General features: G+C 68.2%; 13 protein-coding genes and 1 tRNA gene. 1 reads left to right on the forward strand and 13 read right to left on the reverse strand.

The window, feature by feature from the left end; all coding sequences use genetic code 11:
* Nucleotides 1–222: 222 nt before the first annotated feature.
* The 10 genes from EZE58_RS02300 to EZE58_RS02345 form a co-directional block, all read right to left on the reverse strand.
* Nucleotides 223–1092, reverse strand: a complete 870-nt coding sequence (locus tag EZE58_RS02300; RefSeq protein ID WP_040342028.1) for an alpha/beta hydrolase — start codon at nucleotides 1090–1092, stop codon at nucleotides 223–225.
* A 131-nt stretch (nucleotides 1093–1223) separates the two neighbouring features.
* Nucleotides 1224–2243 carry an alcohol dehydrogenase AdhP gene (gene adhP / locus EZE58_RS02305; protein ID WP_063249183.1) on the reverse strand — a complete coding sequence of 340 codons (1020 nt, stop codon included), beginning with the start codon at nucleotides 2241–2243 and terminating at the stop codon, nucleotides 1224–1226.
* A gap of 188 nt (nucleotides 2244–2431) precedes the next feature.
* Entirely contained in the window at nucleotides 2432–3955 is a 1524-nt protein-coding gene (locus tag EZE58_RS02310; RefSeq protein WP_063249184.1) for an aldehyde dehydrogenase family protein, read from the reverse strand.
* Between the two features lie 100 nt (nucleotides 3956–4055).
* Nucleotides 4056–5327, reverse strand: a complete 1272-nt coding sequence (locus EZE58_RS02315) for a helix-turn-helix domain-containing protein (RefSeq protein WP_095376714.1) — start codon at nucleotides 5325–5327, stop codon at nucleotides 4056–4058.
* Between the two features lie 199 nt (nucleotides 5328–5526).
* Nucleotides 5527–6222, reverse strand: a complete 696-nt coding sequence (gene rplA / locus EZE58_RS02320; protein ID WP_009379130.1) for a 50S ribosomal protein L1 — start codon at nucleotides 6220–6222, stop codon at nucleotides 5527–5529.
* Between the two features lie 64 nt (nucleotides 6223–6286).
* Complete coding sequence (gene rplK, locus EZE58_RS02325) at nucleotides 6287–6724, reverse strand: 50S ribosomal protein L11 (protein WP_009379129.1); 438 nt, start codon at nucleotides 6722–6724, stop codon at nucleotides 6287–6289.
* Nucleotides 6725–6938: 214 nt separating this feature from the next.
* A complete protein-coding gene (gene nusG, locus EZE58_RS02330; RefSeq protein ID WP_009379122.1) occupies nucleotides 6939–7736 on the reverse strand; it encodes a transcription termination/antitermination protein NusG in 798 nt (265 codons plus the stop codon).
* A 90-nt stretch (nucleotides 7737–7826) separates the two neighbouring features.
* Nucleotides 7827–8105: a preprotein translocase subunit SecE gene (gene secE, locus EZE58_RS02335; protein WP_009379120.1), complete on the reverse strand. Its 279-nt coding sequence runs from the start codon at nucleotides 8103–8105 to the stop codon at nucleotides 7827–7829.
* Between the two features lie 101 nt (nucleotides 8106–8206).
* Nucleotides 8207–8279: transfer RNA gene (locus EZE58_RS02340), tRNA-Trp, on the reverse strand.
* 107 nt (nucleotides 8280–8386) lie between these two features.
* The gene (locus EZE58_RS02345; protein ID WP_095376716.1) at nucleotides 8387–9970 is read right to left on the reverse strand and encodes a metallophosphoesterase; all 1584 of its coding nucleotides are present in this window, start codon (nucleotides 9968–9970) and stop codon (nucleotides 8387–8389) included.
* 48 nt (nucleotides 9971–10018) lie between these two features.
* On the opposite strand from EZE58_RS02345, the gene EZE58_RS02350 reads away from it, so the two are divergent.
* Nucleotides 10019–11044: an adenosine deaminase gene (locus tag EZE58_RS02350; protein ID WP_162909035.1), complete on the forward strand. Its 1026-nt coding sequence runs from the start codon at nucleotides 10019–10021 to the stop codon at nucleotides 11042–11044.
* Nucleotides 11045–11073: 29 nt separating this feature from the next.
* Here EZE58_RS02350 and EZE58_RS02355 read toward each other — a convergent pair whose 3' ends face one another.
* Genes EZE58_RS02355 through EZE58_RS02365 form a run of 3 tightly spaced genes read right to left on the reverse strand, consistent with a single transcriptional unit; the run spans nucleotide 11074 to nucleotide 13033 of the window.
* Entirely contained in the window at nucleotides 11074–12147 is a 1074-nt protein-coding gene (locus EZE58_RS02355; protein WP_095376717.1) for a UDP-N-acetylmuramate dehydrogenase, read from the reverse strand.
* Nucleotides 12144–12587 (reverse strand): MaoC/PaaZ C-terminal domain-containing protein, encoded by a 444-nt coding sequence (locus EZE58_RS02360; RefSeq protein WP_095376718.1) that lies wholly within the window; start codon nucleotides 12585–12587, stop codon nucleotides 12144–12146. Before EZE58_RS02360 ends, EZE58_RS02355 begins: the two co-directional genes overlap by 4 nt.
* On the reverse strand, nucleotides 12584–13033 hold the full coding sequence (locus tag EZE58_RS02365) for a MaoC family dehydratase N-terminal domain-containing protein (RefSeq protein ID WP_063249189.1): 450 nt from the start codon (nucleotides 13031–13033) through the stop codon (nucleotides 12584–12586). The genes EZE58_RS02360 and EZE58_RS02365 overlap by 4 nt, the downstream gene beginning before the upstream one ends.
* Between the last annotated feature and the right edge of the window lie 64 nt (nucleotides 13034–13097).

Below are 13097 nucleotides of genomic sequence, written 5' to 3' on the forward strand. Positions count from 1 at the left end.
TTCGAGGATGAGAACGGGGTTCTCACTGAAGGATCTCTGGCTCACCTGCGAGGGTCACTCCTTGCGGAGTCTTCGTCTGCGGGCACAGGGATCCGATGGCGGATTCATGCATTCCCACAGAGACCGACGGTCTTCGGTGTCTCCAGCTTAGCCAGTCCCCCCGCGCTCAGTCCAATCGGGAGCCGTTCGACCCCGGAGACACTGGTCACACCGCCGAAGTCCTCATGCGGTATGCGAACGCAGAAAGGGGACGAGAGATTCGACGAGCTCACCGGGAGCCTCCTCAGCCACGTGGTGACCGGAATCGATCGAATGCCCCGCGAGGCAATCGGCCCACTCGCGCCAGATCTCCAATGGATCGCCGTAGAGGTCTTCGAGGTCGTCGCGGCGCGACCAGAGGATCTGCACCGGCATCCGCAGGCGTTTGCCGGCAGCTCTGTCCGCTTCCTCGTCAGCCCGATCAACGGTGAGTCCCGCTCGATAGTCCTCGAGCATTGCACTGACCACCTCGGGATTGCGGGTCGCTCGGCGGAACTCCGCGAAGTTCTCCTCCCCCATCACAGCGGGGTCGCCGGAATACCAGGCATCCGGATCGGCGTTGATCACGCGCTCCGGCACATTGGGCTGTGCGAAGAAGAACCAGTGCCACCATTGCGCGGCGAACTTCGCATCCGCCCGTCGCAGGTGCTCACTGATCGGCACACAGTCGATCAGGACGGCCGCCTGCGTCCGTTCGGGGCAGTCGAGAGCGAGCCGCAGACCCACGTAGCTGCCTCTGTCGTGACCGACGATGCTGAAACGCTCGTGGCCGAGGGCGGTCATAACCGTCGCGATGTCTCCAGCTGAGGCACGTTTGGAATGCGGTCGGTGATCCGAGGCCGGGCGCGGTCCTCGCGATCGCCCATAGCCTCTGAGGTCCGGAACGACCACCGTGAAGCCGGCTTTGACAAGAGCCGGCGCAACGGCGTACCACGTCGACCCGGTACGCGGGTGACCGTGGAGGAGGACGACGGCCGGGCCATCCCCACCATGGCGGACATAGATCTCAGCGTCGCCGGTCCCAAAGGTCTCCGCGGTGAATGACTCGAACATGGAGTCATGGTCGCATGCCGCCCTGACATGACCCTTCCCTGACACACATGGGAGGACCGTGCCGGCGTTCGCAGCGGACGACGGCACGGTCCTCGGTCGGTGTGGGCGGAAGCGGGCACCGCCTCGGCGGGTCAGAACTCGATGACGACGCGACCGTCGATCTTCGCGTGGAGCATCTCATCGAAGACGGCGTTGATGTCCTCGAGGGGGCGCTTGGAGTAGGTCGGGTGGATCTTGCCGGCTGCGTAGAACTCGAGGGCCTCGACCATGTCCTGGCGGGTGCCGACGATCGATCCGCGGATCGTCAGGCCCTTGAGGACGATGTCGAAGATCGGGGCCGGGAAGTCGCCCGGGGGCAGGCCGTTGAAGACGATCGTGCCGCCTCGGCGGGTCATGCCGATCGCCTGCCCGAACGCTGCCGGGTGGACGGCGGTGACGAGCACGCCGTGGCTGCCGCCGATCTTCTCCTGGATGACCTCGGCCGGGTCCTCGGCGAAGGCGTTGACGGTGATCTCCGCCCCGTGCTTCTTCGCCAGGGCGAGCTTGTCGTCGGCGACGTCGACGGCGACGACCCGCATGCCCATGGCCACCGCGTACTGGACGGCGATGTGCCCGAGGCCGCCGATGCCGGAGATGACGACCCACTGTCCGGGTTTGACCTCGGTGCGTTTGAGTCCCTTGTAGACGGTCACTCCGGCGCAGAGGACAGGGGCGATCTCATAGGGGTCGGCGCCGTCGGGGATGACGGCGGCGAACTTCTCGTCGACGAGCATGTACTCCCCGAACGACCCGTCGACGCCGTAGCCGCCGTTGACCTGGGATTCGCAGAGCGTCTCCCAGCCCTGCCGACAGTGCTCGCAGACTCCGCAGGCCGCCCACAGCCAGGCGTTGCCGACCATCTGGCCGACCTCGACCTCGGTGACCCCTTCGCCGACCTTCTCGACGATGCCGACGCCTTCGTGGCCGGGGATGAGGGGCACCTTCGGCTTGACGGGCCAGTCCCCGTGGGCGGCGTGGAGGTCGGTATGGCACACGCCCGAGGCGATGAGCTTGACCAGGGCCTGACCCGGACCCGGCTCCGGAATCGGGTTGTCCCCGACGACGAGGTCCTCGCCGAATCCTTCTACGACTGCTGCTTTCATTGCCGACATCATCGACTCCTTCGTTGTGATGGGGTGGTTCCGGGGTTTCGCTTGGAGGGGCGGCGTTCGCCGAGGTGGGGGTGGCTGCGGTGGGGCGGATGCACTGGGTGGAGGGGAATGCGGAGGACCGCCGAGGCGGTCGGCCGTGACGGTCCTGCGCGCAGGGGTCCGGCGCGCAGGACCGGCGGGAGGTCGGCTCAGAAGAAGCCGAGGGCCTCGTCGGAGTAGCTGACGAGGAGGTTCTTCGTCTGCTGGTAGTGGTCGAGCATCATCTTGTGGTTCTCGCGTCCGATGCCCGAGGCCTTGTAGCCGCCGAACGCCGCGTGCGCGGGATACGCGTGGTAGTTGTTCACCCACACGCGACCGGCCTGGATGTCACGGCCGGCGTGGTACGCGGTGTTGCCGTCCCTGCTCCACACACCGGCGCCGAGGCCGTAGAGGGTGTCGTTGGCGATGCGCATCGCGTCGTCGTAGTCGGTGAACGTCGTCACCGAGACGACGGGGCCGAAGATCTCCTCCTGGAAGATGCGCATCCCGTTGTCGCCCTTGAAGATGGTCGGCTGCACGTAGTAGCCGCCGGAGAGGTCCCCGTCGAGTTCGGCCCGTTCGCCGCCGATGAGGACCTCGGCGCCCTCCTGCTTGCCGATGTCGAGGTAGGAGACGATCTTCTCGAGCTGATCGTTCGAGGCCTGCGCACCCATCATCGTGTCGGTGTCGAGCGGGTTGCCCTGGACGATCTTCTCAGTGCGGGCGACGACGGATTCGAGGAAGTCCGCGGCGATGCCCTCCTGGATGAGCGCCCTCGACGGGCACGTGCAGACTTCGCCCTGGTTGAGGGCGAACATTGTGAAGCCCTCCTGCGCCTTGTTCCAATAGGCGTCGTCCTTGGCCATGACATCATCGAAGAAGATGTTCGGGCTCTTGCCGCCGAGCTCGAGGGTGACCGGGATGATGTTCTGCGAGGCGTACTGCATGATGAGCCGGCCCGTCGTGGTCTCACCGGTGAACGCGATCTTGCGGATGCGCTTGTTCGAGGCCAACGGTTTGCCCGCCTCAAGCCCGAAGCCGTTGACGACGTTGACGACGCCGGGCGGCAGCAGATCGCCGACGAGCTCCATGAGGACGAGGATCGAGGCCGGGGTCTGCTCGGCGGGCTTGAGAACGACCGCGTTGCCGGCGGCGAGGGCCGGAGCGAGCTTCCACACGGCCATGAGGATCGGGAAGTTCCAGGGGATGATCTGTCCGACGACGCCGAGCGGCTCATGGAAGTGATACGCCACGGTCTGCTCGTCGAGCTGGGAGAGCCCGCCCTCCTGGGTGCGGATCGCCGCGGCGAAGTACCGGAAATGGTCGACGGCCAGCGGCAGGTCGGCGTTGAGGGTCTCGCGGACGGCCTTGCCGTTGTCCCAGGTCTCGGCGACCGCGAGCATCTCGAGGTTCTCCGCCATGCGGTCGGCGACCTGGAGGAGGATGTTCGCCCGCTCCGTCGGCGAGGTCTTCCCCCATGCGGGGGCCGCGGCGTGGGCGGCGTCGAGGGCGAGTTCGATGTCCTCGGCAGTGCTGGCGGGCACCTCGGTGAAGGGCTGGCCGGTCACGGGCGTGGGATTGTCGAAGTAGTTTCCGTTCGTCGGCGGCACCCACTCCCCGCCGATGTAGTTCTCGTAGCGGGGCTTGAAGGTGACGAGAGAGCCGTCTTCGCCCGGCCGTGCGTATACCGTCATGGCAACTCCTTTGCTGCGATGTCCTCGGGAGTGATCCCCGATTGACGATCACGCTACAGAGGGCAACGTTGCATGAGCGTTGCATCGCCGAGGCGGGACCTCAGCTGCCGAGCGCCTCGAGACGGACGAGTGCGGCGGTGCGCTCGGGGGCGTCGGGCGGGGCGAGCCGGAGGACGGCCATGAGCACCTCGGTGTCGGACTGGTTCTCCGGCAGCCTGGCGAAGCGCCACAGCTGCTGCCAGGTCCCGTCCTGGAGCAGGGTCTCGCGCAGCAGCGCCTCGAGCTCGCCGCTGATCTCCCGCACCCCGGGGGCGTCGGAGTCGGGAAGCACCCGGCCGCGGTAGGCCTCGAGTGCGGTCTCGACGTCGCCCTGGCCCAGGGCCCGATGGGCGGTGTCGACGTCGCTGTCGAGATCGCCGACCAGGCGGTAGGGCCGTCCGGCCACCTCGAGGTCGCTGAGGGCGGAGATCGTCTTGCGCAGGCGCGCAATCTCCGCGCGCACGGTGACGTCGCTGCCTCCGGTCGGCCAGAGCCGATCGGCGAGTTCGGCATTGGTCAGCCCGGCAGGGCTGCGGTGGAGCAGGAGGAGGAGTTCGGCGTGGCGCTTCGAGAGTTCGATGCGCGCGCCGTCGGGCCCGGTCAGGGCGGGAGCCGAACCGCTGACCGCGAGGCAAACGCGGGCGGCGGAGTCCCGGTCCCCCGCCTCGGCGGCATCGGCGCGGTAGAGCCGGGAGAGGCCTGCGGCGGCGGCCTGAGCGGTCGACCCGAGCAGGGGCAGGACGATCGAGGACACGGCATCGTCTCCCCCGGTGACGTCGATGATGCCGATGACCTCGCCGGTGCCGGGATGGGTGACGGGCACCGCGCTGCAGCTCCACGCGTGGACGTCGCTGGCGAAGTGCTCGGCCTGGCTGATCTGGACGGCCGACCGCGACTGGAGGGCGAGACCCGGTGCCGAGGTGCCCATCGCATCCTCGGACCAGTCGGAGCCGGGGACGAAGCCCATCGACTCTGCACGCTCGCGCACAGACCGCTCCCCTTCGACCCAGAGCAGACATCCCTGCTCATCGCCGAGGGCGACGAGGAGGCCCGCGCCGGTGGCCGGTTCGATGAGGTGGGAGCGCAGCAGCGGCATGATCGAGTGGAAGGGATGACGGCGGCGCACCTCGGCGAGCTGAGCGTCCTCATAGGCCACCCGGGCACGGACGCCGGACGGGTCGCGGAGTCGATCGAGGGAACGGGTCCAGGACTCGAGGACCGTCGATCGCACCCCGGGGACGCCGCGCCGCTCAGGGTTGGGTGCGGCGAGGTCGCTGTGGGCCCGACGCACGATGAGCTGATAGTCGTCGTGCAGCAGCGGTGTCGTGCTCATCGCAGTCCGCTCCACCTCCGTCGGCGGTCGTCATGCAGGTCACTGGGGTCATCCCAATCTATCGGCTGCGACGAACGTGAGCAAGGTCACCGGCGCACGTGAGGACCCGTGGGAGGCGAAGAGGCGCAGATGCGACGAAGGGCGGGAAGTGAGAGACTCACTTCCCGCCCTTCAGGCGCGGATCACTCCACGGTCGGAATCAGGCGCGCAGCGCGGCTGCGTCGACCGGGATGCCGGGACCGTTCGAGGTCGTGATCGTCGCCTTCGTGATGTAGCGGCCCTTCGAGGAGGACGGCTTGAGGCGGAGGATCTCCTCGATCGCAGCATCGAAGTTCTCCTGCAGGGCCTGCTCGGAGAACGAGGCCTTGCCGATGATGAAGTGGAGGTTCGAGTGCTTGTCGACGCGGAATTCGATCTTTCCGCCCTTGATGTCGGACACGGCCTTGGCGACGTCCATGGTCACCGTGCCGGTCTTCGGGTTCGGCATGAGGCCGCGGGGACCGAGCACCTTGCCCAGACGTCCGACCTTGCCCATCATGTCGGGGGTCGCAACCGCTGCGTCGAAGTCGGTGAAGCCGTCGGCCACCTTCTCCAGCAGGTCATCGGAACCGACGTAGTCGGCACCTGCTTCGCGGGCTGCCTCTGCACGGTCGCCGGCGGCGAACACCAGGACCCGGGCGGTCTTGCCGGTGCCGTGCGGGAGGTTGACGGTGCCGCGCACCATCTGGTCCGCCTTGCGGGGGTCGACCCCGAGGCGGAGGGCGACCTCGACGGTGGCGTCGTACTTCGCCACCGAGGTCTCCTTGGCCAGGTCGATCGCCTGAGCCGGTTCGTACTTCACATCTGCGGCGATCTTCTCAGCCGCGGCCTGGTAGGCCTTCGAGCGCTTTGCCATCTGCTTCTCTCCTTGCAGTCGTGGTCGGGGCTGCGTCCGCCCTGCCACAGTGGGATGTCTGGTCTCAGACCTCGATGTCGGTGGTGATGCCCATCGAACGAGCGGTGCCCGCGATGATGCGATCGGCCATGTCGAGGTCGTTGGCGTTGAGATCGGGCATCTTCGTCGTGGAGATCTCGCGGACCTGGTCGGCGCTGAGGTGCGCGACCTTGACGGTGTGCGGGGTCGCCGAACCCGACTTCACGCCGGCGGCCTTCTTGATGAGTTCCGCGGCCGGCGGGGTCTTGAGGACGAAGGTGAACGAACGGTCTTCGTAGACCGTGATCTCGACGGGAACGATGTTCCCGCGCTGGGATTCAGTCGCAGCGTTGTACGCCTTCGTGAATTCCATGATGTTGACGCCGTGCTGGGCAAGCGCCGGACCGATCGGAGGCGCCGGGTTGGCGGCACCTGCCTGAATCTGGAGCTTGACGAGGCCGGCTACCTTTTTCTTGGGAGGCATGTGCGGTCCTTAATCTTGAGAGTGTCCATGCGCCGAGAGAACGCGGCGCATCATCCGATGCCGACCTGCCGATACAGGGCCGACAATCAAACCACACCATCATTCCACGCTCGCCCGGCTTCGGGCAAATGGTTGTGAGCGGGAACACAGGGTGGAAGAACGCGTCAGGGGCCCGGTCGGAACCGGGCCCCTGCGATGGTGTGCGCTGGTCGGGTCAGAGCTTCGAGACCTGGTCGAAGCCGAGCTCGACGGGAACGTCGCGCTCGAAGATCGACAGCAGCACGGTGAGCTTCTGGGAGTCCGGGCGGATCTCCTGGATCGTGGCGGGGTGGCCTTCGAACGAGCCCTCCTTGACGAGGACGGATTCGCCGACCTCGAACTCCACCTCGGTGATGGGGGCGGACTTCGCCGCAGCCTCGGCGGCCACGCCCTCAGCGGCAGCGGCTTCGGCCTGGCGCTCCTCGAAGACGGGAGCGAGCATCGTGAAGACCTCGTCGATCGAGAGCGGGACCGGGTCGTAGGCGTTGCCGACGAAGCCGGTCACACCCGGGGTGTGGCGCACGGCGCCCCACGACTCGTCGGTGAGCTCCATCCGGACGAGCACGTAGCCGGGCACGCGCACACGGCGGACCTGCTTGCGCTGACCGTTCTTGATCTCGACGACGTCCTCCATGGGGACCTGCGACTCGAAGATGAAGTCCTCGAGGTTGAGGCTCACGGCGCGGTTCTCAAGGTTCTGCTTCACGCGGTTCTCGTAGCCGGCGTAGGAGTGGATGACGTACCAGTCGCCCTCCTGCATCCGCAGCTCGGCCTTGAACTCCTCGGCGGGGTCGACGTCGTCGCCGGACTCGGCGGAATCGTCAGCGGCGGAGTCCTCGGCCGGTGCCTCATCGGCAGCGGTCGCGTCGACGTCGGCGGTCGCCTCGGTCGTCGACTCCTCGACCGTCTCGGTCTCAGGCGCGTCGACCTCAGTCTCAGGGGCGTCCTGTTCGGGTGAACTGGTATCCGACACCGATCAATTCCTCGCTTCGCGTGTAGTCGGACGGCTTGCGTGTCCGAAGGATGTGCTGTTTGTATCCAGGTTATCGCCGCACAGGGCGACTCACCACAGTGGCCAGAGCGGAGTTCCGCCGAAGACGAATCCGACGAGCTTGCCGAACACGAGGTCGAGGACCGTGACGATGACCATCATGACGAGGATGAACCCCAGCACGACGAGTGTGTAGTTGACCAGCTGCTTGCGGGTCGGGGTGACGACCTTCTTCAGCTCCGCCACGACTTCGCGGAGGAACTGGATGATCCGTCCGAAGAATCCGAGCTGCTTGCGACGGGAGGCGTTCTCAGACGCGTTTCCTGTCTTCTTTGCCGGTGTGTCGCTCACACATCCTCACTCGGTCGGAATCCTTTGGGACTGCTCAACTGCCTCAGCCAGTCAGTCTGCGCTCTGTCCGGCGGTGATCGCCGCGGCAGGCTTCGACTGCGCAGGGGTGACAGGACTCGAACCTGCAACCTACGGTTTTGGAGACCGTTGCGCTACCAATTGCGCCACACCCCTTCGATTCGACTCCCCCAGCTGAGGGGGTGTCCAACCACGAGAAACGAGCATACCGTCTCCCACCGCGATCCGTCGAACCGAGCGCAGTCCGCGTGTGCCGTGGCCCCCTACTCACTCGGTTCGACGGGATCGGCGACGAGGGGCTGCGGCTCGGGGAAACGCACCCACGGACCGATGCTGACCTCCTCACCTGGGGAGACAGTGATGATCTGGAGGTCGATGGGTCTCTTCGTCCGGTTGTCGACGCGGATGATGCTCACCGTGGCATCCATCTTCAAGGGACCCGGGGTGAGCGCGTTCGCGAGCGCTCCGCCTGTCGTCGAACTCACGTATCGCACTCCCCGACCGAAGGCCTCGGGTCCGACAGTGCGGTGCCAGTGTCCGCTCAGGGCGTAGTCCGCGCACCCGGAGTCGAGGGCCGGTTGGACGATCCTGGGGTCGTGGACGAGCATGACGTCGAAGTCCGCCGTGCACGCCTCGTCGCGCAGCCGGGCCGCGTATTCGTCGGCGGTGAGCTCGGTCTCGAGCTGGGGTCCGGAGCCGAACACCGTCCGGCGAGGATCGGGACCGCCGAAGAAGCGCACGCCCGCGAGCTCCGCCGTGGAGTCATCGAGGACCGTCCACCCGCTGCGCCGGGCATGGCGGGCGGTCTCCTGCGAGTCGTGGTTGCCCTTGACGAACATCCGCGGCAGTCCCTCGGGCAGTTCGTCGCCGAGGACGTCGATGCAGTAGTTCTCGGCCGAGGTCCCCGTCATCGTCACATCGCCGGCGTCGATGAGTGCGTCGGCCCCGCTCAGCCGGGTGACCGCACCGACCACGCGAGCCATGCCGATGTTGCAGTGGACGTCGGAGCTGAGCACGAAGGTCGAGACGCCGGCCTTCCCTGCCGGCGGGGGCACCATGCCCTGCGAGGTCCAGTCGCCGCTGAGGGGGCGTTCGCTCCACGCTCCGCGAAGGCCGGCGAGGACGGCGTCGTAGAAGGCGTCGTTATCCTCGGAGAAGTCCCTGACCGCGGTGAACGCCTGGTCGATGATCCCGCCGAGGCGGCCGGTCACCTGCGATCCGGCCAGCGGGGTCCCCGCGAACGCCGGGTCCGGCCGCAGCGGTTCCGGACGGGTGAGCGCGATCGCGCTCACCCCGGAGAGGAGCAGGACGACGACCGCACCGATCGCCGTGAGCTCCCGGCTCGCCAGTCCCTGCCGCAGCGCGGCGATCCGTGCCGGCCCGAGCAGGTGGATGCCGCCGACGACGGCTCCGGCGAGCAGACACACCGCGAGCGCCCAGCGGATGAGGATCTCCCGCGTCAGGCCCTCGACGATGAGGTCGATCTGGACCTGCGGGGCGGAGAAGAGCGAGGCATAGGAGGCGATGTCCCCACCGAGGGCGTCGATCGTCCCTCCACCGCTGTCGGCGGCACCGCCGGAGGCCGAGGTCGTGTCCTCGGCGGCACCGGAGACGGGGATCTCCCCGATGTCGACGCTCACCCCCAGTCCGAGCGGCAGATAGTCCCCGGCAGGGACGAGGAGGGTGCCCAGCGGCCCGAAGTCGAGGGTGAGCCGCGAATCGGCGGTGACGCGGTACTGCGCCTCATGGGGGCCGAAGCTCAGATCGGCACGGGCGGTGAAGAGCGCCCAGGGCAGGGTGACGACGGTGAGGACGAGGAGCAGGAGGAGGAGACGGGGTGACGACACGGACCCATTCTAGGGATGCGCCCTGGTCGTCGGACTATCCTTGGGCAGATGACGGACCCTCTCGTGTCCCTGCCCAAGGCACACCTGCACCTGCACTTCACCGGTTCGATGTCGGCCGACACCCTGCAGGACCTCGCCGCCGAGGCGGGCGTGAGCCTGTCCGATCAGCTCTTCGCCGACAAGGTCACGGGACTGAGCCCCGACGAGCGCGGCTGGTTCCGCTTCCAACGCCTCTACGACATGGCCCGCGGCGTCGTCCGCGGGGAGGACATCATGCGCCGGCTCGTCCGTGAGGCGGCGGCAGCCGACCGGGCCGAGGGGTCCCGCTGGCTCGAGCTCCAGGTCGACCCGACCTCGTATGCCCCGTTCGTCGGCGGCATCACCCCGGCCCTGGAGATCATCCTCGACGAGGCGGCGAAGGCCAGCGACGACGATTTCGGGATGGCGATCATCGTCGCCGCCTCCCGCACGCGGCACCCCCTCGATGCGCGGATGCTCGCCCGTCTCGCCGCCCACCACGCCGGTGAGGGTCCGGGCACCGTCATCGGCTTCGGACTGTCCAACGACGAGCGCCGAGGTGAGACCGCGGAGTTCGCCCGGGCCTTCGACATCGCCCGCCGCGCCGGGCTGCTCTCGGTCCCGCACGGCGGGGAGCTGCTCGGTCCCGAGCACATCCGCTCGGTCGTCCGCGACCTCTCCCCCGACCGCCTCGGGCATGGGATCCGGGCCGGTGAGGATCCGCAGCTGCTGGGCGAGATCGTCGAGGCAGGTGTCGGCTTCGAGGTGTGTCCGGGGTCGAACGTCTCCCTCGGCGTCTACCCCGACATCGATGAGGTGCCGCTGCGGACGCTTCTCGATGCGGGTGCGAAGGTCGCCCTCGGCGCCGACGATCCGCTCATCTTCCACACCCGACTCGTCGACCAGTACCGGTTCGCCGAGCAACTGGGCCTCACGCCGGCCGACCTCGCCGGCCTGGCCCGTGACTCGTTCGCGATCTCGGCCGCCCCCGAGTCCGTGCGCGAGGCCGCCCAAGCCGACATCGACGCGTGGCTGGAGGACCGGACGACGGCCTGAGGGGCCGGGTTCCGGCCCCGGGCCCAGGCCTACAGGCTCGCGCCGACGAAGGTGGGTTCGGGCTCGAGGACGATCCCGAACCGCTCCTCGACTCCGGCGACGACGGTTCGGGCGAGGTCGAGGACGTCGGCAGTCGTCGCCCCGCCGCGGTTGGTCAGGGCCAGCGTGTGCTTCGTCGACAGGCTCGCACGAGCGCCCGGCAGGGCGAAGCCCCTGTCGAACCCGGCGCGCTCGATGAGCCAGGCGGCCGAGGTCTTCGTCAGCCCGGGGATCGGTGCCCCGCTGAGGGGATCGGTGACCGGGAAGCGCGGAGCCTCCGCGGGCAGCGCGGCCTCCGCGTCGACGATCGGGTTGGTGAAGAACGACCCTGCCGACCACGTGTCATGGTCCTCCGGGTCGAGCACCATGCCCTTCGACCGGCGCAGCGCGAGCACGGCGTCGCGGACGTCGGCGGCCGGAACGCTCTCGCCGATCCCGACCCCGAGCGCCGAGGCGAGCTGGGCGTAGCGCACCGGCAGAGAACCCGGTCCGCGCTGCAGGGTGAACGTCACCGAGAGGACGATGTGGGCGGGGGTGCCCGCGGCCTGCTGGGCGCGTTTGAGCAGTGAGGTGCGGTATCCGAACTCGAGCTCTGCGGCGCTCAGCGAACGGATCTGCCCGGCGACGCGGTCGTAGACCTCGACGGAGGTGATGAGCTCGGCGACCTCGGTCCCGTAGGCCCCGACGTTCTGGATCGGGGTGGCCCCGACCGATCCGGGGATCCCGGAGAGGGCCTCGAGCCCGGTGAGACCCTGCGCGAGCGTGCCGGCGACGAAGTCGTCCCAGTCCTCCCCCGCCTCGGCGGTCACCTGGGCATGGGTGTCGGAGAGCTCCGTGGTCTCAACGCCCTTCGTCGCGACGACGCCGACGGGACCGGCGAAGCCCGCATCGGCGATGAGGAGATTCGATCCGCCGCCGACGAGGAGGATGCCGGGCATCCGGGGTGCGCTCGGGTCGAGGGCATTGTCAGCGGCGAACGCGAGCAGCTCCTCCCGGGAGCCTGCGACCGTGAGGTCCGGGGCTGGCCCGCCGAGGTGGAACGTCGTGAGCTCGGAGAGGTTCACCGTCCGACCCGGATCTGAGTGCGGCTGAGCACGTCGTTGCCGCCGGCGGTGACGGTGGCGTCGATGCGCAGGGTGCCGACGGCCGGGTCGACGGCGCCGACCTTCGCCGTGAGGGTGAGCGCAGTGGTCGGCGTCGACGGCGGACCCGACTCTGCGTCGGGGACGAGGACGGGGGCGGAGAACCGGGTGCGATAGTCGACGATGGCCCCCGGGTCGCCGAGCCATTCGGCGATCGGGGAGACGACGACGGCCATCGAGAGCATGCCGTGGGCGATGACGCCCTCAAGGCCCACCTCCTGCGCGAAGCGCTCCGACCAGTGGATGGGGTTGTGGTCGCCCGACGCGGCGGCGTAGTCGATGAGCGAGGCGCGTGAGAGCGGGATCTCGGTCTCGACGACGACGTCGCCGATTTTCAGCTGGGACAGGTCGACGAGACTCATTCTCCGTCTCCTCTCACGACGATGGTCGAGGTCACCGTGACCACCGGCTGGTCGGCGGCGTCGGTGATCTCGGTGCGGGTGGTGATCATGGCGTTGTCGCCGGCGGCACGGACGCCGTCGACGTGGGTCGTCGCACGCAGGCTGTCGCCCGCGACGATCGAGCGGGCGAAGCTGAACTGCTCCGAGCCGTGGACGACCTTCGAGAAGTCGATGCCGGAGTCGGGGTCGGAGATGTAGGCGGCCTCGCTGCGCTGCGCGATGATCACGGCGAACGTCGTCGGGGCGATGACGTCCCTGTACCCCAGGGCCTCAGCCGCGGCGGGGTCGAAGTGGTAGTCGGCCGTCGCGTTCGTCGCGCGGGCGAACTCGGCGATCGCCTCACGGGAGACGTCGTAGGGACGCGGCAGGGTGTACGAGGTTCCCTGCTTGTCGGCATTCACCGGCATGTCTGCTCTCTTTCGACAAAGGTCGGTACTCGCCCCAGCCTAACTTCACCGACCCGGGCACGCG

It is taken from the genome of Brevibacterium sp. LS14, assembly GCF_012027885.1.
Lineage (GTDB): Bacteria > Actinomycetota > Actinomycetes > Actinomycetales > Brevibacteriaceae > Brevibacterium > Brevibacterium casei.

Bases quoted from the DNA above. Each gene is read 5' to 3' on its own strand.
- EZE58_RS02360 (WP_095376718.1), bottom strand. From the start codon at position 12,587: ATGAGTCTCGTCGACCTGTCCCAGCTGAAAATCGGCGACGTCGTCGTC.
- EZE58_RS02300 (WP_040342028.1), bottom strand. From the start codon at position 1,092: ATGTTCGAGTCATTCACCGCGGAGACCTTTGGGACCGGCGACGCTGAG.
- adhP (WP_063249183.1), bottom strand. From the start codon at position 2,243: ATGTCGGCAATGAAAGCAGCAGTCGTAGAAGGATTCGGCGAGGACCTC.
- EZE58_RS02310 (WP_063249184.1), bottom strand. From the start codon at position 3,955: ATGACGGTATACGCACGGCCGGGCGAAGACGGCTCTCTCGTCACCTTC.
- EZE58_RS02365 (WP_063249189.1), bottom strand. From the start codon at position 13,033: ATGCCGGTGAATGCCGACAAGCAGGGAACCTCGTACACCCTGCCGCGT.
- EZE58_RS02350 (WP_162909035.1), top strand. From the start codon at position 10,019: ATGACGGACCCTCTCGTGTCCCTGCCCAAGGCACACCTGCACCTGCAC.
- EZE58_RS02315 (WP_095376714.1), bottom strand. From the start codon at position 5,327: ATGAGCACGACACCGCTGCTGCACGACGACTATCAGCTCATCGTGCGT.
- rplK (WP_009379129.1), bottom strand. From the start codon at position 6,724: ATGCCTCCCAAGAAAAAGGTAGCCGGCCTCGTCAAGCTCCAGATTCAG.
- rplA (WP_009379130.1), bottom strand. From the start codon at position 6,222: ATGGCAAAGCGCTCGAAGGCCTACCAGGCCGCGGCTGAGAAGATCGCC.